The 20002-nt window shown below is 62.5% G+C and carries 18 protein-coding genes; 9 read left to right on the plus strand and 9 right to left on the minus strand.

The annotated features are described in order from the left end of the window. Positions 1–9: 9 nt before the first annotated feature. The gene (uspE, locus tag AACW87_RS10820; protein WP_241324990.1) at positions 10–957 is read left to right on the plus strand and encodes a universal stress protein UspE; all 948 of its coding nucleotides are present in this window, start codon (positions 10–12) and stop codon (positions 955–957) included. A gap of 82 nt (positions 958–1039) precedes the next feature. Then, a complete protein-coding gene (gene ttcA, locus AACW87_RS10825; protein WP_042037821.1) occupies positions 1040–1948 on the plus strand; it encodes a tRNA 2-thiocytidine(32) synthetase TtcA in 909 nt (302 codons plus the stop codon). 79 nt (positions 1949–2027) lie between these two features. Here the strand turns inward: ttcA and AACW87_RS10830 are convergent, their stop codons facing one another. Together AACW87_RS10830 and AACW87_RS10835 are read right to left on the minus strand one after the other, a co-directional pair. Beyond that, on the minus strand, positions 2028–2708 hold the full coding sequence (locus AACW87_RS10830; RefSeq protein WP_241324991.1) for a DUF2987 domain-containing protein: 681 nt from the start codon (positions 2706–2708) through the stop codon (positions 2028–2030). A gap of 193 nt (positions 2709–2901) precedes the next feature. Further along, complete coding sequence (locus AACW87_RS10835) at positions 2902–3639, minus strand: hypothetical protein (protein WP_241325032.1); 738 nt, start codon at positions 3637–3639, stop codon at positions 2902–2904. Positions 3640–3994: 355 nt separating this feature from the next. Between AACW87_RS10835 and AACW87_RS10840 the strand changes: the two genes are divergently transcribed. From AACW87_RS10840 to AACW87_RS10870, 7 genes are all read left to right on the plus strand, one after another. Beyond that, positions 3995–4612: a glutathione S-transferase family protein gene (locus AACW87_RS10840; protein WP_241324992.1), complete on the plus strand. Its 618-nt coding sequence runs from the start codon at positions 3995–3997 to the stop codon at positions 4610–4612. A 206-nt stretch (positions 4613–4818) separates the two neighbouring features. Continuing rightward, complete coding sequence (gene rbsD, locus AACW87_RS10845; protein ID WP_098984023.1) at positions 4819–5238, plus strand: D-ribose pyranase; 420 nt, start codon at positions 4819–4821, stop codon at positions 5236–5238. A 21-nt stretch (positions 5239–5259) separates the two neighbouring features. Next, positions 5260–6795, plus strand: coding sequence for a ribose ABC transporter ATP-binding protein RbsA (rbsA, locus tag AACW87_RS10850; protein ID WP_241324993.1), 1536 nt, complete (start codon positions 5260–5262; stop codon positions 6793–6795). Next, positions 6792–7757 (plus strand): ribose ABC transporter permease, encoded by a 966-nt coding sequence (gene rbsC, locus AACW87_RS10855; protein WP_241324994.1) that lies wholly within the window; start codon positions 6792–6794, stop codon positions 7755–7757. The genes rbsA and rbsC overlap by 4 nt, the downstream gene beginning before the upstream one ends. 21 nt (positions 7758–7778) lie before the next feature. Then, positions 7779–8654, plus strand: coding sequence for a ribose ABC transporter substrate-binding protein RbsB (rbsB, locus tag AACW87_RS10860; RefSeq protein WP_043555794.1), 876 nt, complete (start codon positions 7779–7781; stop codon positions 8652–8654). A 108-nt stretch (positions 8655–8762) separates the two neighbouring features. Then, on the plus strand, positions 8763–9695 hold the full coding sequence (rbsK, locus tag AACW87_RS10865; protein WP_241324995.1) for a ribokinase: 933 nt from the start codon (positions 8763–8765) through the stop codon (positions 9693–9695). Continuing rightward, positions 9695–10705 (plus strand): substrate-binding domain-containing protein, encoded by a 1011-nt coding sequence (locus tag AACW87_RS10870; RefSeq protein WP_241324996.1) that lies wholly within the window; start codon positions 9695–9697, stop codon positions 10703–10705. The genes rbsK and AACW87_RS10870 overlap by 1 nt, the downstream gene beginning before the upstream one ends. A gap of 60 nt (positions 10706–10765) precedes the next feature. On the opposite strand, the gene AACW87_RS10875 is transcribed toward AACW87_RS10870, so the two are convergent. From AACW87_RS10875 to ihfA, 7 genes are all read right to left on the minus strand, one after another. Beyond that, positions 10766–12418: a GGDEF domain-containing protein gene (locus AACW87_RS10875; protein WP_241324997.1), complete on the minus strand. Its 1653-nt coding sequence runs from the start codon at positions 12416–12418 to the stop codon at positions 10766–10768. Next, positions 12418–12894 (minus strand): hypothetical protein, encoded by a 477-nt coding sequence (locus AACW87_RS10880; protein WP_103470890.1) that lies wholly within the window; start codon positions 12892–12894, stop codon positions 12418–12420. Before AACW87_RS10880 ends, AACW87_RS10875 begins: the two co-directional genes overlap by 1 nt. Before the next feature lie 87 nt (positions 12895–12981). Continuing rightward, positions 12982–13755 carry a Sir2 family NAD+-dependent deacetylase gene (gene cobB / locus AACW87_RS10885; RefSeq protein WP_241324998.1) on the minus strand — a complete coding sequence of 258 codons (774 nt, stop codon included), beginning with the start codon at positions 13753–13755 and terminating at the stop codon, positions 12982–12984. A 90-nt stretch (positions 13756–13845) separates the two neighbouring features. Beyond that, on the minus strand, positions 13846–14445 hold the full coding sequence (locus AACW87_RS10890; protein ID WP_098984018.1) for a GNAT family N-acetyltransferase: 600 nt from the start codon (positions 14443–14445) through the stop codon (positions 13846–13848). A gap of 3 nt (positions 14446–14448) precedes the next feature. Continuing rightward, positions 14449–15696, minus strand: a complete 1248-nt coding sequence (locus AACW87_RS10895; RefSeq protein ID WP_241324999.1) for a response regulator — start codon at positions 15694–15696, stop codon at positions 14449–14451. A 1-nt stretch (position 15697) separates the two neighbouring features. Beyond that, positions 15698–19666 carry an ATP-binding protein gene (locus AACW87_RS10900; RefSeq protein ID WP_241325000.1) on the minus strand — a complete coding sequence of 1323 codons (3969 nt, stop codon included), beginning with the start codon at positions 19664–19666 and terminating at the stop codon, positions 15698–15700. A 36-nt stretch (positions 19667–19702) separates the two neighbouring features. Continuing rightward, a complete protein-coding gene (gene ihfA / locus AACW87_RS10905) occupies positions 19703–19999 on the minus strand; it encodes an integration host factor subunit alpha (protein WP_005300715.1) in 297 nt (98 codons plus the stop codon). Positions 20000–20002 lie beyond the last annotated feature (3 nt).

Raw genomic sequence — 20002 nt, forward strand, 5'->3', positions numbered from 1 at the left:
GAGGAGAACATGGTCAAGTACCGAAAGATCCTGGTCGTTATCAACCCGGAAGAAGAGCGGCAAATTGCCCTCGAACGTGCGGTCAAGGTGGCTGAGCTGGATGAAGGCGCTCAACTGACCCTGTTGCTCACCATTTACGACTTCTCGTACGAGATGACCGCCATGCTGTCGGTGGACGAACGGGAAGAGATGCGCCACGGCGTGATCGCCCAGCGCCGTGAATGGCTCGACGATATTCTGAAACCCTACCGAGCCAAGGGGCTGGACTGCGAGATCAAGGTGGTCTGGCACAATCGGCCCTTCGAATGCGTCATTCAGGAAGTGCTGGAAAACCGCCACGATCTGGTGGTCAAGGCGACTCACCATCACTCGTTTCTGCAAACCTTCATCTTTACCCCGACCGACTGGCACCTGCTGCGCAAGTGTCCCTGCCCCGTCCTGCTGGTCAAGGAGGGTCATTGGCAACGAGGCGGCAACATCATAGCCGCCATCAATTGTTCCAGCGACGACCAGGATCAGAAGCTGCTGAACGAGCGGATCACGGAGGAAGGGATTGCCATCGCCGAGCTGCTCGGCTCCAACCTCTACCTGGTCAACACCTATCCCGGCACCCCGGTCAACGTGGCCATCGAGCTGCCGGAGTTTGATCCCAACGCCTACAACGATGCCATTCGCAAACACCATGAGAGCCTGCTGCTGAGCCATGCCGACAAATTTGGCATCAGTCATCTGTGGACCCGGGTGGCGGAAGGCCTGCCGGAAGAGGTGTTGCCCGATCTGGCCGAAGATCTGCAAGCCACCCTGATGATCATGGGCTGCGTCGGTCGCACCGGCCTCTCCGCCGCCCTGCTCGGCAATACCGCCGAACACGTGGTGGACAGACTCGCCTGCGATATGCTGATCCTCAAACCCGCCGATTACAGCTGCCCGGTAGACAGCCGACGCAACCAATCATAAGACGGCTTTCATCCTGGCATCTTGCCCTCCCCCGGGACATGGCTATAATAACGCGCTTATTTGTGTCCCGGGTTTTACGAGCATGCTAGAAGAGCTGAACGCCAAAGATAAATACAGTTTCAACAAACTGCAGAAGCGCCTGCGGCGCAACGTAGGTCAGGCCATCGCCGACTTCAACATGATTGAAGAGGGCGACAAGATCATGGTGTGCCTGTCCGGTGGCAAGGACAGCTTCGCCATGCTCGACATCCTGATGAGCCTCAAGGCAAGCGCCCCCATCCATTTCGATCTGGTGGCCGTCAACCTGGATCAGAAGCAACCCGGTTTCCCCGAGCACGTGCTGCCGGAATACCTGGCCACTCTGGGCGTCGACTTCAAGATCGTCGAGGAAGACACCTACTCCATCGTCAAGGACAAGGTGCCGGAAGGCAAGACTACCTGCGCCCTCTGCTCCCGTCTGCGCCGTGGCATTCTCTATCGCACCGCCCAGGAGCTGGGCTGCACCAAGATTGCCCTCGGCCATCACAGGGACGACATTCTCGAGACCCTGTTCCTCAACATGTTCTACGGTGGCAAGCTCAAATCCATGCCGCCCAAGCTGGTGAGCGACGATGGCAAGAACGTGGTGATCCGCCCGCTGGCCTACTGCAAGGAGAAGGATCTCGTGCGTTACGCCGAGGTCAAGGCCTTCCCCATCATCCCGTGCAACCTGTGCGGTTCGCAGGAGAACCTGCAGCGTCAGGCCATCAAGCAGATGATGCAGGATTGGGATCGCCGCTTCCCGGGTCGTATCGAGACCATGTTCACCGCCATTCAGGACGTGATCCCGAGCCATTTGCTCGATCACAAGCTGTTTGACTTCAAGAGCATCAACCGCGACTCCGGCATCATAGATGGCGGTGACAAGGCATTTGATCCGCCTGAACTGCCCAAGGCGCCGCTGCTGGACATCGACGAGATGGACATGCTGGATGTGATTGAAGTGCGCTAAGCACGATAGACACAGGCCCACAGCAACAAAAAAGGAGCGCCTGGCGCTCCTTTTTTTATCTCACTGGCAAGCGGATGGCTCACTCCTTGTGCAGCCAGGGGGTCAGTCGCAGTATCTCCCCCTGCAGTTGCAGCTTGCCCGCGGCGAAATCCGCCAGCTGGGTGTTGCTCAGCAGCAGTTGCCCCCCCTGCCAGGAGAGCGGTTGCTGGCGGGCACCATCGACCAGATAGGCGGTGCCCGTCGGTTGTACCAGGGTCACCCGCACACCCGCCATCTCGGGCAGGAAATACTTGCCGACCATGCCGGCCAGCTTGCTCAGCAGGGCCTGCATATCCTGCTGACGCCCGGCTACCTCGGCCACCTTGAGATCCCACTGGCTGCCTGACACCGGCTGCACATCGGCCATCACCTGCACCGACAGATCGCAGGCCCTGTGCGCTTCGGTCAAGCCCACCACCACGGTCGCCTTGTCCAGATTGAGATCATCGTCGTAGGGCAGCCGCAGCTCGCTGTCTACCGTCACCTCGGCGGCCACGTCCCGATCCAGGGTTGAGACCCGGGCCGAGGTGAGCAGGCAGCGCTGGCCATTTTGCGGATCGGTCAGGTAAAACCCCAGCCTGGCGTGACCAAACTCCCCCTTGGCGAAGGTCTTCATCTGGCTGTAGAAGGTACTGTACTGCAGATCCAGTGAAGGTTGCGCCAACCCCAGGGTAGGCAACAGCAGCAAGCCTGCCGCCACGCCATGTCGAGTCCTCTTCATATGCCGTCCTTTTGCATCGCGCACTCGTCATACGCTGAAATATGCCTGCGCCATCGTCTGGCCTCAGACTCGCTATGCGGTGAAATGTGCCTGTGCCATCACCTGACATCACCTGACATCACCTGACATCACCTGACATCACGCTAGCTATGCGCTGAAATGCGCCTGCGTCAAGCGTCTGGCTGCAAGCTTGTTATGCGTTGAAATGATTTGGGCCTTCGCTCACTTCCGTCACTTCGACCGCGACCCCGCACAGATCCCGATAGAGGATCCCCTTGCAGTTGAAGTAGAGAGGGGCCACCCAGACAAGGCCCAATCCCATGGGGATCAGCGCCAGGAAAAACAGCGCCAGCATGACGCCGTGCAGCAGCACTATGCTGGGCCAGCCGCGGGCAAACAGCTTGAGCGATACCAGAATGGCTTGCACCGGCGACAGTCCGCGCTCCAGTACCAGCGGCACCGAGAACACCAGTCCCATGCCGATCAACGCAGACGGGATGAAGGCCAGCACCACCGGCAAGCCCACCAGTTCAAACAGGGGGCCGAACAGGCTGGTGAGCATGCTGCCCAGCAGACTCAGGCTGCCCAGACGCAGGAAGTGGCGAAAGAAATCGAATACCTGGCTCGGGCGGGCACGCACACCGACCGACTGCTGCAATCCCAGCATGTCGAGGGACGAGGTCATGGGCGACATCATGATGGTGATAAGCAGGCTCAGCACCAGGGCTATGTCCATTCCCCCCTCCTGATTGAGGTAGGGTGCCAGCAGGGTATTGCTCAGCAATATCCAGATGGCCGTGACACCGACGATGGCCAGCAACAGGCCGAAACCAGTGCGCCGCGTCTGTTGCCAACTCTCCTGCAATACCCCCTTGAGGTCGAGACTATATCCCTGACTCAGGGATTGTTCGAGGGAACCACCGATCCGCATTTTATTACTCAATTGACTATCCAACATCAGAGAAACCACTATTCAGGGAGCACATTATAGCGATTTGACCCGGCATGCGTAGCCGTTTTTCCCCTTATCTGCTGACCAAAAAGTCTTTGATTTCATAAGGGCCCGCCATCGCAGTCGGCGCCGCTTCCGTCCGGAACAGATTATCCACGCCAGGATCTTGCCGCCCATCCGCATCTGCCGTCGGGCGTCCCCGCGGGGCGGATCTCCCTGCCTTGGCCCGCCGCGGCTATGCGCGTAGGATGCCAGAAGGCGTCACCCGTTTCTGCTCGCCGCCACCTCCCCCATCCGGATTGTCCGGCGGCGACCGCTTCACAAGGAGAATTGCATGTCTGATTTGACCCTGTATCTCGCCCCCGGCACCTGTGCCATGGCAGTGCACATAGCCCTGACCGAGGCCAAGGCCCACCATAACATCAAGGTGCTCGACCTGACGGCCGGGGAGCAGCGCTCCGCCGCCTACCTCGCCATCAATCCCAAAGGCCGGGTGCCGGCTCTTGTCACCGAGCGCGGCGTGCTGACCGAAACCCCGGCCTTGCTGCTCTATGTGGCGCAGCGCTTCCCTAACGCCCGGCTTGCACCGCTGGACGATCCCTTCCTGCTGGCCCGCATGCAGGAGGTGAACAGCTTCCTCGCCTCCACGGTGCACGTCTCCCATGCCCACGGTCGCCGTGGCAGTCGCTGGGCCGATGACGAGCAGGCCATCGCCGCCATGAAGGCCAAGATGCCCCAGAACATGCGCGATGGCTTTGCCGAGATTGAACGTCACTATCTGGTCGGCCCCTGGATGCTGGGAGAGTGTTTCAGCCTGGCCGACATCTATCTGTTCGTAGTGGCCAGCTGGCTCGAGAGCGATGGCGTGGCCATCGGCGAGTTCCCCAGGGTAGCGGCCCACTATCAACAGATGCTGGCACGCCCCGGCGTGCAGCAAGCCCTCGCCCTCTAGCCCGGTATCTGCGGGTGCCAGTGCTCTGTCTGGCACCCTTTTCCCTCTCTCCATCCCCCGCATTGAGATCGTTTTCACATTTCTGCCATCTCACTGTGGATCGCGCGGGCCTTAGGGCCTATCTTTCCCACATGACGCAACCGGTTGCGTAACCGGTTGCCTAGATGAACATCAGATATGCGGACGCGAGTCTGCCGAGGTGCTGTATGAAACGAGGCAAGCTGCTCAATGCTCCCCTGAGTGCCCTGGTGGCACGGATGGGTCACACCGACGAGATCACCGTCTGCGACGCGGGCCTGCCCATTGCGGCGGGGCCGGAGCGCATCGATCTGGCGCTGATGGCGGGCACCCCCAGCCTTACAACCGTGCTGACCGCCCTGCTCACCGATCTGGTGGTGGAGAAGGTGATCATGGCGAGCGAGATAAAACTGATCAGCCCCGCCGCCCATCAGGCGCTGGTCGATCAGCTGGAGGCGCACGCCGCTGCCCAAGGCAAGCCCATCACCATCGAATACTGCCTGCACGAGGCGTTCAAGACCCGCTCCCGCCAGAGCAAGGCGATCGTGCGCAGCGGCGAGGTCACCCCCTACGCCAACATTATTCTCTGCGCCGGTGTGGCGTTTTAAGCCTCTTCAAGGAAGCTGCAAATGAGCACAACCTCCTCCTCGCCCATTTCGCCCATTCTGGAGCTCACCGGGATCGTCAAGACCTTCCCCGGTGTACGCGCCCTCGATGAGGCTGGCCTCAAGGTCTATCCGGGTCAGGTGATGGCCCTGCTCGGCGAAAATGGCGCCGGCAAGTCCACCCTGATGAAGGTGCTGACCGGCATCTATCAGGCCGATGCGGGCAGCGTCAGTTATCGCGGCCAGCCGGTCCACTTCAAGGGCCCGCGCGACTCCCAGGATCAGGGGATCAGCATCATCCACCAGGAGCTGAACCTGCTGCCTGAGTTGTCGATTGCCGCCAATATCTTCCTCGGCCGCGAACCGCGTACCCGTTTTGGCAGCATAGACCACCGCCAGCTGCGCGAGCGCGCCAGCGGCCTGCTGGCCCGTCTCGGCGTCAAACACGGGCCGGATACAAGGCTCGGGGATCTCTCCATTGGCGAACAGCAGATGGTGGAGATCGCCAAGGCACTGTCGTTCGATGCCAGCGTCATCATCATGGATGAACCCACGGATGCACTGACCGACACCGAAACCGAACAGCTGTTTGTGGTGATCCGTGAGCTGCGTCAGCAGGGCTGCGGCATCGTCTACATCTCCCACCGTCTCAAGGAGATCTTCCAGATCTGCGACCGGGTTACCGTGCTGCGCGATGGCAAGTGGATCGGCGAGAAGGCGGTGAACGAGCTCGATGAAGACAGGATCATCGAAATGATGGTGGGTCGGCGGCTGGAAGAGCAGTATCCCCGTCTGCAACGAGAGCTCGGCCCCGTCAGCCTGCAAGTGAAAGATCTGGCCGGCCCCGGCGTGCGCGGGGTGAGCTTCTCCCTGCGTCAGGGGGAAATTCTGGGTTTCAGCGGCCTGATGGGTTCCGGCCGTACCGAGCTGATGAAGCTTATCTACGGCGCCAGCCCCATCAGCGCAGGTGCGGTCGAAGTCGATGGCAAGGTCATGGTGCCGCGCAGCCCCGCCGATGGGCTGGCATCCGGTATCGCCTACATCTCAGAGGATCGCAAGGGCGATGGCCTAGTGCTGGAGCTGTCGGTGCGCGAAAACATGAGTCTGTGCGCCCTCGGCGAGTTCATCCGCCACGGCAAGATTGACGGCAAGGCCGAACGTCAGGCGGTGAGCGACTATGTGCGGCTGTTCAACATCAAGACCCCGAGTCAGGATCAGCTGATAAAACTGCTCTCCGGCGGCAACCAACAGAAGGTCGCCATCGCCAAGGGACTGCTAACACGGCCCAAGGTGTTGATCCTGGATGAGCCGACCCGCGGCGTCGACGTGGGGGCCAAGAAGGAGATCTACCAGCTCATCAACCAGTTCAAGAAGGAGGGGATGAGCATCATCCTGGTCTCCTCCGAGATGCCGGAAGTGCTCGGCATGAGCGATCGCATCATGGTGATGCACGAAGGGCGCATCAGCGCAGAATTCATGTCCGCAGACGCCAATCAGGAGAAACTGATGGCGGCGGCAGTCGGTAAACAGTGGCAATCAGAGCAAGAGGCCTCCCAATGACAACCCAAACCCTTCCCCGCCGCGGCATCATGAGCAAGGCCTGGTGGATCGAGAACAAATCCCTGGTCGCCCTCCTGGTGCTGATCGGCGTGGTCTCGGCCTTAAGCCCCAACTTCTTCACCGCCGACAACCTGCTCAACATACTGCGCCAGACCTCGGTCAACGCCATAATTGCGGTCGGCATGACGCTGGTCATCCTCACCGCCGGCATCGATCTCTCGGTCGGCTCCGTGCTGGCCCTGTGCGGCGCCCTGGCGGCAACCATGGTGGCCATGGAGCTGCCCATCTGGCTGGTGGTGCCCCTCACCCTGGGAGCCGGTGCCCTGCTCGGCGGCGTCAGCGGTCTCATCATCGCCAAGGGCAAGGTACAGGCCTTCATCGCCACCCTGGTGACCATGACGGCCCTGCGCGGCGTGACCATGGTCTATACCGAGGGACGTCCCATCTCCACCGGTTTCAGTGACGGCGCCGATCACTTCGCCTGGCTGGGTACCGGCTACCTGCTCGGCCTGCCTGTGCCCATCTGGCTGATGGCCATCGTCTTCCTGCTGGCCTGGTTCATGCTCAACCACACCCGCCTCGGCCGTTACATCTACGCCCTGGGCGGCAACGAGTCGGCCACCCGCCTCTCCGGCATCAATGTGGCCAGGGTGAAGCTGGCGGTGTATGGTCTGTGCGGCATGCTGTCGGCACTGGCCGGGCTCATCGTCACCTCCCGCCTCTCCTCGGCCCAGCCGACCGCCGGCATGGGGTACGAGCTGGATGCCATCGCCGCCGTGGTGCTGGGGGGTACCAGTCTGATGGGGGGCAAGGGCCGCATCATGGGAACCCTGATCGGGGCTCTCATCATCGGCTTCCTCAACAATGCCCTCAACCTGCTCGACGTCTCGTCCTATTACCAGATGATCGCCAAGGCCAGCGTGATCTTGCTCGCCGTGATGATCGATAACAAAAGCAAGTAAGCACACACAAGGAATGAAATGATGAAAAAGCTCAATACCCTGCTCGCTGCCGCCATCATGTCCGTGCTGGGCACCGCCCAGGCCGCCGATCACACTCTGGCCATGGTGGTCTCCACCCTCAACAACCCCTTCTTCGTCACCATGAAAGAGGGGGCCGAAGCCAAGGCCAAGGAGCTTGGCTACGAGCTGGTGGTGCTGGACTCCCAGAATGACCCGGCCAAGGAGCTCTCCAACATGGAAGATCTCACCGTACGCAAGGTCAATGCCATCCTGATCAACCCGACCGATTCCGAGGCAGTGGGCAACGCCATCCGCCTGGCCAACAAGGCCAACATCCCAGTGCTGACCCTGGACCGCGGCGCGGCCCAGGGTGACGTCAAGGCCCACATCGCCTCCGACAACGTGGCCGGCGGCAAGCTGGCCGGTGATTTCATCACCCAGAAACTGGGGGCAGGTGCCAAGGTCATTCAGCTGGAAGGGATCGCCGGTACCTCGGCTGCCCGCGACCGTGGCGAAGGTTTCGCCCTGGCCGTGGCCGCCAACAAGCTGGAAGTGCTGGCCTCCCAGCCCGCCGACTTTGACCGCACCAAGGGTCTGAACGTCATGGAGAACCTGCTGGCCGCCCACCCGACCGTGCAGGCCGTGTTCGCCCAGAACGACGAGATGGCGCTGGGTGCCATCCGCGCCGTGCAAGCCGCCGGCAAAGAGGTGATGATCGTCGGTTTCGACGGCACTGACGATGGCAAGGCCGCCGTGGCCAAGGGTAAACTGGCCGCCACCGTGGCCCAGCAGCCGGCGCTGATCGGTGCCATCGGCGTGGAAACCGCCGACAAGGTGCTCAAGGGCCAGCCGGTGGAAAAATCCATTCCGGTCCCGCTGCAAGTGGTCAGCAAGTAAGCTGACGGGGGGAGGTTCGCCTCCCCCTTTACCTCCTGTCTTCGATTAATCGTGCCGCTTGGCTTGGGCCCACTCAAGCCAAGATGTTCCAAATCAAGGGTGATAAGAATGAATCGTCTCGTTGTTCTGGGCAGTGTCAATGCAGACCATGTGCTGCGCGTTCCCCACTTTCCTCGCCCCGGTGAAACCCTGACCGGCCACAGCTATCAAGTCGTCCCCGGTGGCAAAGGCGCCAATCAGGCGGTTGCCGCCGCGCGCCTCGGCGCCCCCGTCGCCTTTATCGCCCGCATCGGCGATGACGCCATCGGCCAGCAGATGCGCCAGGGCTTTGCCCAGGACGGCATAGACGTCAGCGCGGTGGAGCTCGACGAGCAGCTTCCCACCGGCATCGCCATCATCTATGTGAGCGACGAGGGGGAGAACAGCATAGGCATCTCCGCCGAAGCCAATGGCGCCCTCTCCCCTGCCATGGTCAAGCGCCATGAAACCCTGATTACCGATGCCCACACCCTGCTGTTGCAGCTGGAAGTGCCGCTGGAGAGCGTGTTTGAAGCCGCCAGACTGGCTCGTGCCCACGGCACCCGGGTGGTGCTCAATCCGGCGCCCGCCCAGCCGCTCTCTAGCGAACTGCTGGCGCTGGTGGATCTCATCACCCCCAACCAGACCGAAGCCGAGCTGCTGACCGGCGTCAAGGTGACCGACGAGGCCAGCGCGGCTCAGGCGGCGGCCCGCTTCCACCAGATGGGGATCAGCGATGTGATGATCACCCTGGGCTCCCAAGGGGTCTATTGCAGCAACGCCCGGCAGCAGCAACTGATCCCGGGCTTTCGGGTCGAGGCAGTGGACACCACGGCCGCAGGCGACACCTTCAACGGTGCCCTGCTGGCCGCCGAGCTGGCCGGCGCCGATTTCAAGGCCGCGGTGCGCTTTGCCCACGGTGCGGCCGCGCTCTCTGTCACCAAGTTCGGCGCCCAGAGCTCGATCCCGAGCAAGCAGGAGGTCGAGACCTTCCTGCTAGCCCAGACTGCGCAGGGGCACTGATGGCCAATATCAAGGAGGTGGCGGCGCGGGCCCAGGTCTCTACCACCACAGTTTCCCACGTCATCAACGAGACCCGCTTCGTGGCCGAGGAGACCCGGGAGCGGGTCTTCGCCGCCATGCGCGATCTCAACTATGCCCCCAGCCTGGTGGCCCGCAGCCTCAAGGTGAAGGAGACCAACAGCATCGGCATGCTGGTCACCACCTCCAGCAACCCCTTCTTCGCCGAGGTGGTGCGCGGGGTGGAGCGCTACTGCTTCGAGCAGGGCTACAACCTGATGCTGGGCAACACAGAGGGGCAGGCCGAAACCGCCCTCTCCTACCTCAAGATGATGCTGCGCAAGCGGGTCGACGGCCTGCTTATCATGTGCAGCGAGGGGCAGCAGGAGGTGTTCAACCAGCTCGACTGGCTCAAGAGCCTGCCGGTGGTGGTGATGGACTGGGGCATGGAGAGCAAGGACGTGGATCTCATCGCCGACAACTCCCATCGCGGCGGCTACCTGGCCACTCGCCACCTGCTGGCGCTAGGTCACACCGACATAGGCTGCATCACGGGTCCCCACAGCCGCGCCCCCGCCAATCAGCGCCAGTCCGGCTTCGAACAGGCGATGCAGGAAGCGGGGCTGCCCATCAATCCGGCCTGGATCCAGGAGGGCGACTTTGACTGCGCCAGTGGTTTCAGTGCCATGCAGCGGCTGCTGGCCCAACCCAAACGGCCGAGCGCCCTCTTCATCTTCAACGACATGATGGCCATGGGGGCCATCAGTGCCGCCCATCAGGCGGGCTTGAACATACCGCAGGATCTCTCCATCGTCGGCTATGACAATGTGGCGCTGGCGCAATACCTGTCACCGCCGCTCACCACCATCAATCAGCCCAAGGAGGAGCTGGGTCGCCTCGCCGTCACCCGGCTGCTGGCGCGGATCAACGGTGTGGCGGTGGATAATCACCTGATCACTGTCGATCCTGACTTGGTGATCAGACAATCCTGCGCCCCCTTCCCCGCTCCCTGATTTTCTAAACACATCATGCAAAAAGGGCGACCCCTGGGTCGCCCTTTTTATTGCTGCCAGTCAGGCCTGCTGCCGCTCAGCCTGCGCAATCGGGGCCAGGCGTATCACGCCCAGTCGCTGCGCCAGCGGCGCCAGCAGACCGGCGTGCGCCGACGCCACCGGCAGCCAATAACGCAGTGGCCAGCCCGCCGCCAGCAAGTCCGGCGTACTGCTGCCAATGTCTCGGAGCGCCAGGGTACAGGCGCACTGGTTCAGCTTGGCCAGCAGGGCGGCATCCTGCTGCAGGCTTGGCAGCAGCAGTATGGGTTCGACATGGGCCAACGCGGGCAGATAGGCCAGCACATGGGCCAGCTGAGCCTGATGCGTGAGCGCGATCAGCAGTGGCTGCGGCTCACCGCCGGCAGGCTGATCATGCTCTTGCAGCAGCCGCGCGATCACGGGCCCCAGTATGCCGCCCTCCTGCAACCAGCCCATCTCGCAGGGCGTCAGCGTCTCCTGCCAGCGCAATGACAAACCTGTCACCGCAGCGCCGCTCTCGCTGCCGAACCGATGGGTATCGACCACCAGAGGGGAAGGCGCCACGTTTGCCAGCCAGTCCCGCAACTGGTGCAGCTGACGCTGGGTCAGTTGCAACTGCAGCTGCATCCCGGGCTCGAACCAGGCGAGATCCCCATCGGCATCGCGCTTGGCCTGATTGAGAGCCAAAATGGCCTGATCCAGCAGCCGTTTGGGATCCGGTTCCTCCTGCACCTGGGCAACCCCCAACCGGCACGCCAGTTCGAAACTGCTCTCCCGGGTCACAAACTCGAAATGAAGCAGGCTCATCAACGCCTGGATCTGCGCCGCCATGCTCTCCCGCCCGGCGGTCAGGATCACCGCAAACTCATCCCCACCCAACCGGTAGGCATGACCACCATGGGCTTGCTGCAGTTTGTCCGCCACCGTTTGCAGCAATCTGTCTCCCACCTGATAGCCGAGCAGATCGTTGACCTGTTTGAAGCGTTTCAGATCGAGCACCACCAGCGCCAGGGCATGGGAAGAGTCCAGCGAGCGTGCCAACTGTTCCTGCAAGGCGCGGCGATTGCCGAGCCGGGTCAGGGGATCGAGCAGGGAGAGACGCCGGTTCTGCAAGTTGGCACGAATGAGGGCAAACACCAGCACACCACCGGTCACCAGCAGGATCAGTTGCCAGATCTGCAGCCAGAACAGGCTGCTGCGGATCTGGTTGACCGAAGCTTCCCGCTCCTGGCCGGAGAGGATCTGATCGCCAATCTGCTCAATCTGGTGGGTCTGCTCGGCAATCTGGCTCTGCAGTTGTTCGAGCTCGGCCCCTTCTCGCAGTTGCCCGGCCTGTATCTGGGGTTCGAGCCGCTTTATCTGTTCGAACAGCCCGGCCAACGCCTTGCCCAGCCCGTGACGCTCACGCGCCTCGGCGGTTTCACTGCTGATAAGGAAGATATCCAGCCGGTTCCACAACAGATCGTAATTGAGGCTCAGGGTCTCCATCTCCAGTTGCCCGGCCCGATAGAGACGCAACTCATAGAGGAAACGCTGGGACTCCAGCATCACCTGGCTGATGTTCCAGTGGATGTTGCGATAGAAGGTATCGACCAGCTGCTCCTGGCGGTGTTGCAGATAGAGCCCGCAACCCGAGGAGAACAGAAACAGCAAGGTGATCGAGACCAGCAGCAGGTTATGGCGCTGACGACCCATCAGTCGATGATCTCGATGCGGGTCACCTGCCAGACCATGCAGTTATGAATGGGGGGAATGTCCAGCTTGGGGTGGCTGGAAAACGGGATCAGCAGCCAGAGCGGCCCCTTGTTGCGCCGGGTCAGCGGCTTGTCATCCTCGTGGCGCACCAGAGTCAGGGGCACACCGTCAAACAGGGCCAGGTCCACCACCTGCTGATAGCCGTTGAGGGCCGAGACGGCAATCTTGCTGGCACTCAGAATTCCCTGCGCCGCGAGTACGGCCGCCAGGGTCGGACCACGATAATGGTGCGAGCCCTGAGTCCAGGGCGTGGTGGTGGTGAACTCGGTTTGTGGCAGGGCGGCCAGCGCCGCGTCATCGAGCATGAGCTGCTTGCCGTTGGGCAGCACCAGCGTCATCAGGGGGGGAGATGCCAATGTGCTGGCGCTGGCCAGCATCAGGAGGAAAAAAGCGATCCATTGCTTCACTGTGGTCATGATGATTTGCGCCAACTGCGTCCCATATTTGGGTTGCCAGTGTGGCGATTTCACCAAGTCATTGCAACTGTGACATGGCACAGTTGCTCAGGATCCGCGCATCTCCATCCAGTTGTGACCGTCTATCTGTTTGGGTTGATGCACACCGCAGCGTTGCAGCAACTCGTCAACGAAGGCGGGCACCAGCAGGGAGGCAGGTCCATAGCGTTTCTCGTCAAACTGGCTGCCCACCTCGCTCGGTTCCAGATTGAGCTCTATGGTATGAGCACCGTTCAACCCGGCCTCATGCACGAAACCGGCGGCGGGATAGACGGCACCCGAGGTACCGATGGAGATGAAGAGGTCGCACTGGGCCAGTGCGCCGTAGATGCGATCCAGCCCCAGCGGCATCTCGCCAAACCAGACTACATGCGGGCGCAGTGGCTGGGGAAACTGGCAGCAGGAGCAGAGCTCATCCTGATGCAGATCGCCGCGCCACTCGATCACCTGGCCCGACTCGGGACAGCGGGCCTTGAGCAGCTCCCCGTGCATGTGGATGAGGTTCTTGCTGCCCGCACACTCGTGCAGGTTGTCGATATTCTGGGTCACCAGGGTGACTGTGCCCGGCAGCAGGCGTTCGAGGCGAGCCAGCGCATAGTGGGCCGGGTTGGGGTGGATCTGCGGTTGTTGCAGCTGATGGCGGCGCGAGTTGTAGAAGCCTTGCACCAGGGCGGGATCCCGCGCGTACCCTTCCGGGGTCGCCACATCCTCCACCTTGTGCTCTTCCCACAGACCGTCGCAGGCCCGGAAGGTCTTGATGCCGGATTCGGCAGAGATCCCGGCGCCGGTAAGGATGACGATGTGTTTAGCTGACTGCACCATGATGGATTCCCTCTGTCCGCATACAAGGCTGACCTTAGCACAGGGTGAAAAACAGGCCTATTCGCCCTTGGTCTTATTAGGATACCCCCGTCACAGGGTATCGAGCACGCTCAGATCGAGCCGGACAAACACCAGCTCCCGCCCCGTCACCAGGGTGAGCGGCAGCCCCAGCCCGCGCAGGAGTGCCAGCATGGGGCGATTCTGGGCCAGCACCTCGGCCGTCCACTCCCGAATGCCTTCGGCGCGCGCCAGCAGCGCCAGTGCCAGCAGGATGCGCCGCCCCGCCCCCCTGTGCTGGAAGTGATCCGCTACCAGGCAGGAGAACTCGGCCCGATCCGGGTGCAGCCGCCGCCGGATGGACTGGGCCTGGGCCAGCGGCCGCCCCAGACCATCGGTGAGCAGCAAGCCTATCTGGGACGCTCTGGGGTAATCGAGAAAGAAGGCGAGCTGATCGGCGGTGGGGGGCTGCTTGGCCCGCATGAAACGCAAGTAAATGCTCTGCTCGCTCAACGCCTCATAAGCCGCCTTGATAGATTCGGGATCGGCCCCCGCCAGCTCTTGCAGCCGGCAGGGAACGCCCCCCACTTCCATCATCAGCGGCAAGGATGCCCGCGAGGTGGGATGCAGCCAGCCGGCCAGACTGCGGCGCAAGCGCGCCTCGTCGGGAGGCCAGCAGAGATAGCGAGGCACGGGTTACCAGCGCCCCGTCATGCCGCGATCGCGCCACAACTCGTTATCGAGCAGGTTGAAGGGGTCATCCAGATAGAGGGCGATGCCGAGCTCCCTGGCCCGGTTGATGAAGCGCCCCAGCAGGGAGTCCGGCGTCATGGCCTCCAGCCCGGGCAGCAGACTCTGCCCCAGCAGCAGGTGCTGCAGGGGCATCCGCTCCAGCAGATCGAACGGCATATGCTGATCGCTGTCGAGCAGCAAGGCGAGCCTGGCGCCGGCCAGACTGGCCTGCAACACCAGGGCAAACCGCTCCGCCTGACTGAGCAGATGGTCGCGACGGTGAATGACCAGGGTCAGCTCGCCGGCGTCTCGCCCCTGCCTGCCCAGCCACTCCCGTACCAGCTCCCAGCGTGGTGGCAAACCGGTCACCGCCAGCCAGACGGGCAGCCTGGAGGGGGGATCCGAGATAAGCCCCAGCAGCCCCTTCTCCTCCCCCTGCCAGGTACGAATGGTACGGCGCTGGCCACTGAGCCGCTGTTGCCGCTGGGGCCCCAGATAAAGCACCTTGAGCAAGCGCAGCAGATCGTCGGTCAACAGGGGCTTGGCCAGGGCCGCCACCACGTTGAAACCGGCGTCATGCAGCAGGCGCCGGGCACCGTCTATCAGGGTCTGATCGTGCGCCGACAGCAATATGATGGGCAAGCCGCTTTGCTGGTACTGGGGCTGGCTCATCAACAGGCTGATGGCATCCTGCTCCACCAGACTGAGATCGCTGATGAGCAGTGTGACCTTCCCCTCCGCCAGCGCCTGGATACAGGTATTGCCATCCTGCACCCATTGACAGGAGAGCCCCAATCCCTGGATCTCCTGCTGAATGTGGGCCCCCTGAAACGGATGGTCCTCCAGCAACAAGATCCGCATCCCGGCCAGCCAGTGTTGCCACTGCTGGTAACGGCCATGCACGCCAGCCAGCCAGTCATCCGAGAGCCGATAGATGCCCTCCCCCTGCGCCATCAGTTGCGGCAGATAGTCGGCGCCAGCGTGCGAGGCAGGATCAAACAGGGCAATGGCACCGGCGGCAAACAACCCCTCCCAGTGCCAGCAGGCATCGGGTTTGGTGCGGCGCAGGGTCGCAAATTCGGGCAGGCTGACCGCCTGGGCCGCCCGATAGGCGACCCCATCCAGCGCATAGATGGTCACTGGGTAGAAGAAACGCTCTTGCGTCTCTTCCGGATCCAGCAACGCCAATAACTCTTCATCTGTGATGATCATGTCAGACTCTCTCACCCAATCGCCGGCACACTTCATCCAGAGCGTGCCGCAGCGGGGATATCAGGGGTTGCCGTGGATCCCGTTGCCACTGCTCGATCACCTGGATAAGCGGGGTGGCCCCCACCATTTTGGCGGCCCCCTTCACCTTGTGTAAAGCCGCATCGAGCGCCATCTCATCCCCTTGTGTGATGCAGTGCTCAATGTCGGCCAGATCCTGGCGAGTGGCCTCCAGATAGAGGGTGACAAGCTCAGCGCTCAGCAGCGGCAGCATCTGGTCCAGCCATTCCGGCGCCAGGCTCTCCTCTGGTGCCTTGGGCTGCGAGGTGAGTGTGTCAGCTGAGGTCGGCAGGCTGCGCAGCAAGTTGGCCAGATCCTTAAGCAGCAGGGGCTTGTCCAGATGTCCCCGGCAACCGCAGCTGGCCAGTCGCTGCGCCGCCTGCTCGCTGAGATCGGCGGTGATCACGTAGGCCGGCAGATGCTGCCAGCGCGCCGAATCACGCAACTGCTGACACAGCTGGGCCCCATCCATCACCGGCATCTGCAGATCGGTCAACACCAGATCCACCGTCTCGTGCTGCAAGATGTCGAGCGCCAGCTGGCCATTGGCCGCACTCAGTACCTGGGCACCTAGCTGGGTCAGTTGCATGCTGATCAACACCCGATTCACCTCGTGATCTTCGACCAGCAGCACCCGCATCCCCTGTCCCGGCAGGCTCATCGCCTCCTCGGCAGAGGACACCAGCCTGGGCTGCAACAGGCTGACCACAGCGCCTGGCACCCAGGGCTCGCCCTGCCAGTCCCAGTAACGCAGGCCCTGTTCATCTTCGGCGGCGCGCAGCAGGGGACCGGCGGGATCCTCCCTCAGGCCGAGCTCGCCAAGCCAGGGCATGAGATAGGCACGCTCCGTATCGTTCAACTGGATGTTGACGCTGGTCACTCTCGGTTGCCAGCGCGGCGCCTCGTGCAGCAGCACCAACGGCAAGGTGCAGGTGAAGCGGCTGCCCCCGAGGGGACGCGGCTCGACCCGGATCTCGCCGCCCATCTGCTCCATCAGCTGACGGCTGATGGCCAGCCCCAGTCCTGTGCCCTGAGCCCTGGGCTGGCCCTCCTCTCCTCCCTGTTCGAAGGGCAGGAACAGGCGAGGCAGCAGATCGTTACTGATGCCGGGCCCTTCATCATCCACACCGCACAGCAGGCGGTTATCTTCACGGCGGGCCCACAGCACCACCTCACCGACGGGGCTGAACTTGATGGCGTTGGCGAGCAGGTTATGCAGCACCTGCTGCACCCTGTGGGGATCCAGCTCCACCTGTGCGGGCAGGCGATGATCGATATCCAGCCGCAGTTGCAACCGCTTGGAGCGGGCCTTGGACCAGTGCACCGCCGCCACGTGCTCGCACAAATCCACCAGATCGGTCGGCTGGGGAGAGAGCGCCAGCTGCCGGTTCTCGTTGCGACTGAAATCGAGCACATCGTTGAGCAGGCCGAGCAGCTCGTCCCCCGCCTGTCTGACATGGGAGAGCGCAGAGCGCTGCTCCGCCGACAGTGGGGTGTGATCGAGCCACTCCAGCAGCCCCAGGATGGCATTCATGGGGGTACGGATCTCGTGGCTCACCGCCGCAAGAAAGCGCCCCTTGGCCAGCACGGCCTGCTCGGCCCGCTCATGGGAAGCCTGCAAGGCATGTTCCTGCTCGACTCGGGCGGTCACATCCTGCACCACACCGTAAACGCGCCACCCCCCTTCCGGCTGGCTGCGACCCCGACCATAGAACTGCAGCCACCGCGTCCCCTTGTCCGGGTGGGCATAGCGCAGCGCGTAGGAGAAGGGCTGCCCCGCCTGCAACATGGCCAGCATGGGCAGCCGCATCTCGCGCCTGTCCTGATGCAGCAGCCGGCTGAGCGCGCTGTCGGGATCGCGGCGGATCTGCTGGCTGGCCAGCCCCAGCAGCTCGTAACTGCCGCGGCTGATGAACTCGACCTGCGCTGTACCGCCCTGCTGCAGGATGAACTGAATGACGACCCCGGGCACCGTATTGGTGAGGGCACGCAGGCGACGCTCGGCCTGGCGCAGCAAGCGGGTGCGCTCGCGCAGGGCGCTGATATCGGACAGCGCGATCAGATCCCCGGCCTGTGTCTGCTTGCCCAGTTGCAGCGGGATCTGGGCGTAGGAGAACACCTGATCTCCGAGGGACAAGGTTCCTTCCGCCCCCTGCACCTGGGACGATGGCAGGCTGAGCTCGGCCAGATAACGGGCCTCCAGCCGTTTGGCCTGCTTGTTGCGCTTGATGATCTCCCCCTGATTGTCCCGCAGGAAGACAGGTACCGGCAGCGCCTGGAACAGAGACTCCCTGAACTGGCTCTCCAGCGCCAGTGTCTGCTCCATCTCCTGACGCTGACTCACCTCCCGCGCCAGCTGCTGGCGGGAGCGCCAGATCAGCCAGATGACGCCGGCGCTGATCAGCAGCGCCAGCAATACGGATCCCAGCCAGATACCGTAACTGACGCCTGCCTGCTGGGTCAGCACCAGCTGGCGCCAGCGCTGGTTGAGTTCATCGTTCTGCCTGCCGGTGAGGGTCATCAGACTCTGTTCCATCACCCCCGCCAGTCTTGGGCTGCGGGAACCTATGGCAAAGCCGAGCCCGAAGCGAATCGGCAACTCCTTGATGTCCAGGCCATCGAGCCGGTTGTTGCGCAGCGGATACTGCAGCTGATACAACTCGGCCAGCATGGCATCGGCCTTGCCTGCCTGCACCTGTGCAATGCCCGACTCAAGCGTCTCACTCTTGCGCCACCCATGCTGGCCGAAACGTGCCAGTATGTCGGGGTCATAGAGGCTGGCGGGCACCACCACCTCCCCTTTGAGCGCCTCCAGCCGATCGAACGAGTGGGACTTGCGGCTGACCAGGGCGTAACGACTCACGACCATGATGCGGGTGAAGTCGAACTCTCGGGTCAGGGCCGGGGTCTCCAGCAGGCCTGCCATCATGTCCGCCTCGCCACTGCGCAGCTTGGCCAGTGCCTCCTCCCTGTCCCTGGCGGGCACCACATGGAAGTTCAGTCCGGTCTGCAGGCTCACCCGGCGCAGCACATCGGCACTCCAGCCCTTGAGCTGCCCCTTGCCGTCGATGCCGCTATAGGGCATAAGCGCAGGATCCACCACCAGCTTGATGGTGCGGGAGGTACCGACCAGCCAGCCCTGCTCCTCATCGGTGAAGTGCAGCGGGTTGATGTCCTGCTCTCCCTGTTCCAGATAGCGATCCAGATCCTTGTAGAGGCTGCCGGGGGGCATGTAGCGGATCGCCGTATCGATCAACTCCCTGAGCTCGGGCTTGTCCCGCATCATAATGCGGTAGCTGATCACCAGTTCATCGCTGCGCAGCCGGCGCAGCCGCAACCCCTCATCCGGGTATTCGCGCATCAGGTAGCGCAGTTGCAGGTAATCACCGAGATAGGCTGTCCCCTTGCCGGCCACCAAAGCCGCATACCAGTTGTCGGCATCGGTCAGGACAAGCTGGGTCGCATGGGGGTAGAGCGACTTGAGCGCCTCGCTCGCCTGCCAGACGGGCGCCACCAGAAAGGTGGCGCGTTCCAGCTCGCCGCGATAGAGGATGGCGGATTCGGCCTCCAGCAGGGCGCGGCTCAGGGCCATGCCCGGCAATGCCTGCAGTGAGGGGCCGACATAGGGGATGAGATCGCAGCGCCCTGCCAGCAGCCCCTGCTGCACTGCGGACCAGTTTGGCAATTTTTCGTGCAGCAGTGGCACCGGCAGTTGCTCGGCCAGCCGCTCCAGCTGATCGATCAGCAAGCCCCCCGACTCTTCGAGATAGGGCGGCCGGATCAGGGCCGGATAGCAGATGGTCAGCGGTTTGAGCGCGTCGGCATAAGCCTGGGTAGCCGGTGACAGAGGCAGGGTCATGGCCTGCACCGGCATGGCCAGCAACAGTGTGAGTAAAAGGCGGGTTTTTATCATGCAAAAGTAAAAGCCAGGCGGTTGCCTGGCTTTTTGTCACTCGTTGGGTTCAACATTTTCTACCCTGGCCTTGAGTTTCTGGCCAGGCCGGAAGGTCACCACCCGACGGGCGCTGATAGGAATATCTTCGCCCGTCTTGGGATTACGTCCAGGACGCTGATTCTTCTCACGAAGGTCAAAGTTACCGAAGCCTGAAATCTTGACTTGTTCACCACGCTCAAGCGCCTGTCTGATTTCCTCAAAGAAGGCTTCCACCATATCTTTGGCTTCACGCTTGCTCATCCCCAGCTGGGTGAACAGGTGCTCTGCAATGTCGGCTTTGGTAAGCGCCATAGA

It is taken from the genome of Aeromonas sp. MR7 (genome assembly GCF_963899385.1).
GTDB classification, from domain to species: Bacteria; Pseudomonadota; Gammaproteobacteria; order Enterobacterales; family Aeromonadaceae; genus Aeromonas; species Aeromonas bestiarum.

Coding starts and splice junctions, on each gene's coding strand:
- AACW87_RS10870 (WP_241324996.1), top strand. CDS start 9,695: ATGGCCAATATCAAGGAGGTGGCGGCGCGGGCCCAGGTCTCTACCACC.
- AACW87_RS10875 (WP_241324997.1), bottom strand. CDS start 12,418: ATGGGTCGTCAGCGCCATAACCTGCTGCTGGTCTCGATCACCTTGCTG.
- ihfA (WP_005300715.1), bottom strand. CDS start 19,999: ATGGCGCTTACCAAAGCCGACATTGCAGAGCACCTGTTCACCCAGCTG.
- rbsA (WP_241324993.1), top strand. CDS start 5,260: ATGAGCACAACCTCCTCCTCGCCCATTTCGCCCATTCTGGAGCTCACC.
- AACW87_RS10830 (WP_241324991.1), bottom strand. CDS start 2,708: ATGAAGAGGACTCGACATGGCGTGGCGGCAGGCTTGCTGCTGTTGCCT.
- AACW87_RS10880 (WP_103470890.1), bottom strand. CDS start 12,894: ATGACCACAGTGAAGCAATGGATCGCTTTTTTCCTCCTGATGCTGGCC.
- rbsC (WP_241324994.1), top strand. CDS start 6,792: ATGACAACCCAAACCCTTCCCCGCCGCGGCATCATGAGCAAGGCCTGG.
- AACW87_RS10900 (WP_241325000.1), bottom strand. CDS start 19,666: ATGATAAAAACCCGCCTTTTACTCACACTGTTGCTGGCCATGCCGGTG.
- cobB (WP_241324998.1), bottom strand. CDS start 13,755: ATGGTGCAGTCAGCTAAACACATCGTCATCCTTACCGGCGCCGGGATC.
- AACW87_RS10895 (WP_241324999.1), bottom strand. CDS start 15,696: ATGATCATCACAGATGAAGAGTTATTGGCGTTGCTGGATCCGGAAGAG.
- ttcA (WP_042037821.1), top strand. CDS start 1,040: ATGCTAGAAGAGCTGAACGCCAAAGATAAATACAGTTTCAACAAACTG.
- rbsB (WP_043555794.1), top strand. CDS start 7,779: ATGAAAAAGCTCAATACCCTGCTCGCTGCCGCCATCATGTCCGTGCTG.
- rbsK (WP_241324995.1), top strand. CDS start 8,763: ATGAATCGTCTCGTTGTTCTGGGCAGTGTCAATGCAGACCATGTGCTG.
- uspE (WP_241324990.1), top strand. CDS start 10: ATGGTCAAGTACCGAAAGATCCTGGTCGTTATCAACCCGGAAGAAGAG.
- rbsD (WP_098984023.1), top strand. CDS start 4,819: ATGAAACGAGGCAAGCTGCTCAATGCTCCCCTGAGTGCCCTGGTGGCA.
- AACW87_RS10835 (WP_241325032.1), bottom strand. CDS start 3,639: ATGCGGATCGGTGGTTCCCTCGAACAATCCCTGAGTCAGGGATATAGT.
- AACW87_RS10840 (WP_241324992.1), top strand. CDS start 3,995: ATGTCTGATTTGACCCTGTATCTCGCCCCCGGCACCTGTGCCATGGCA.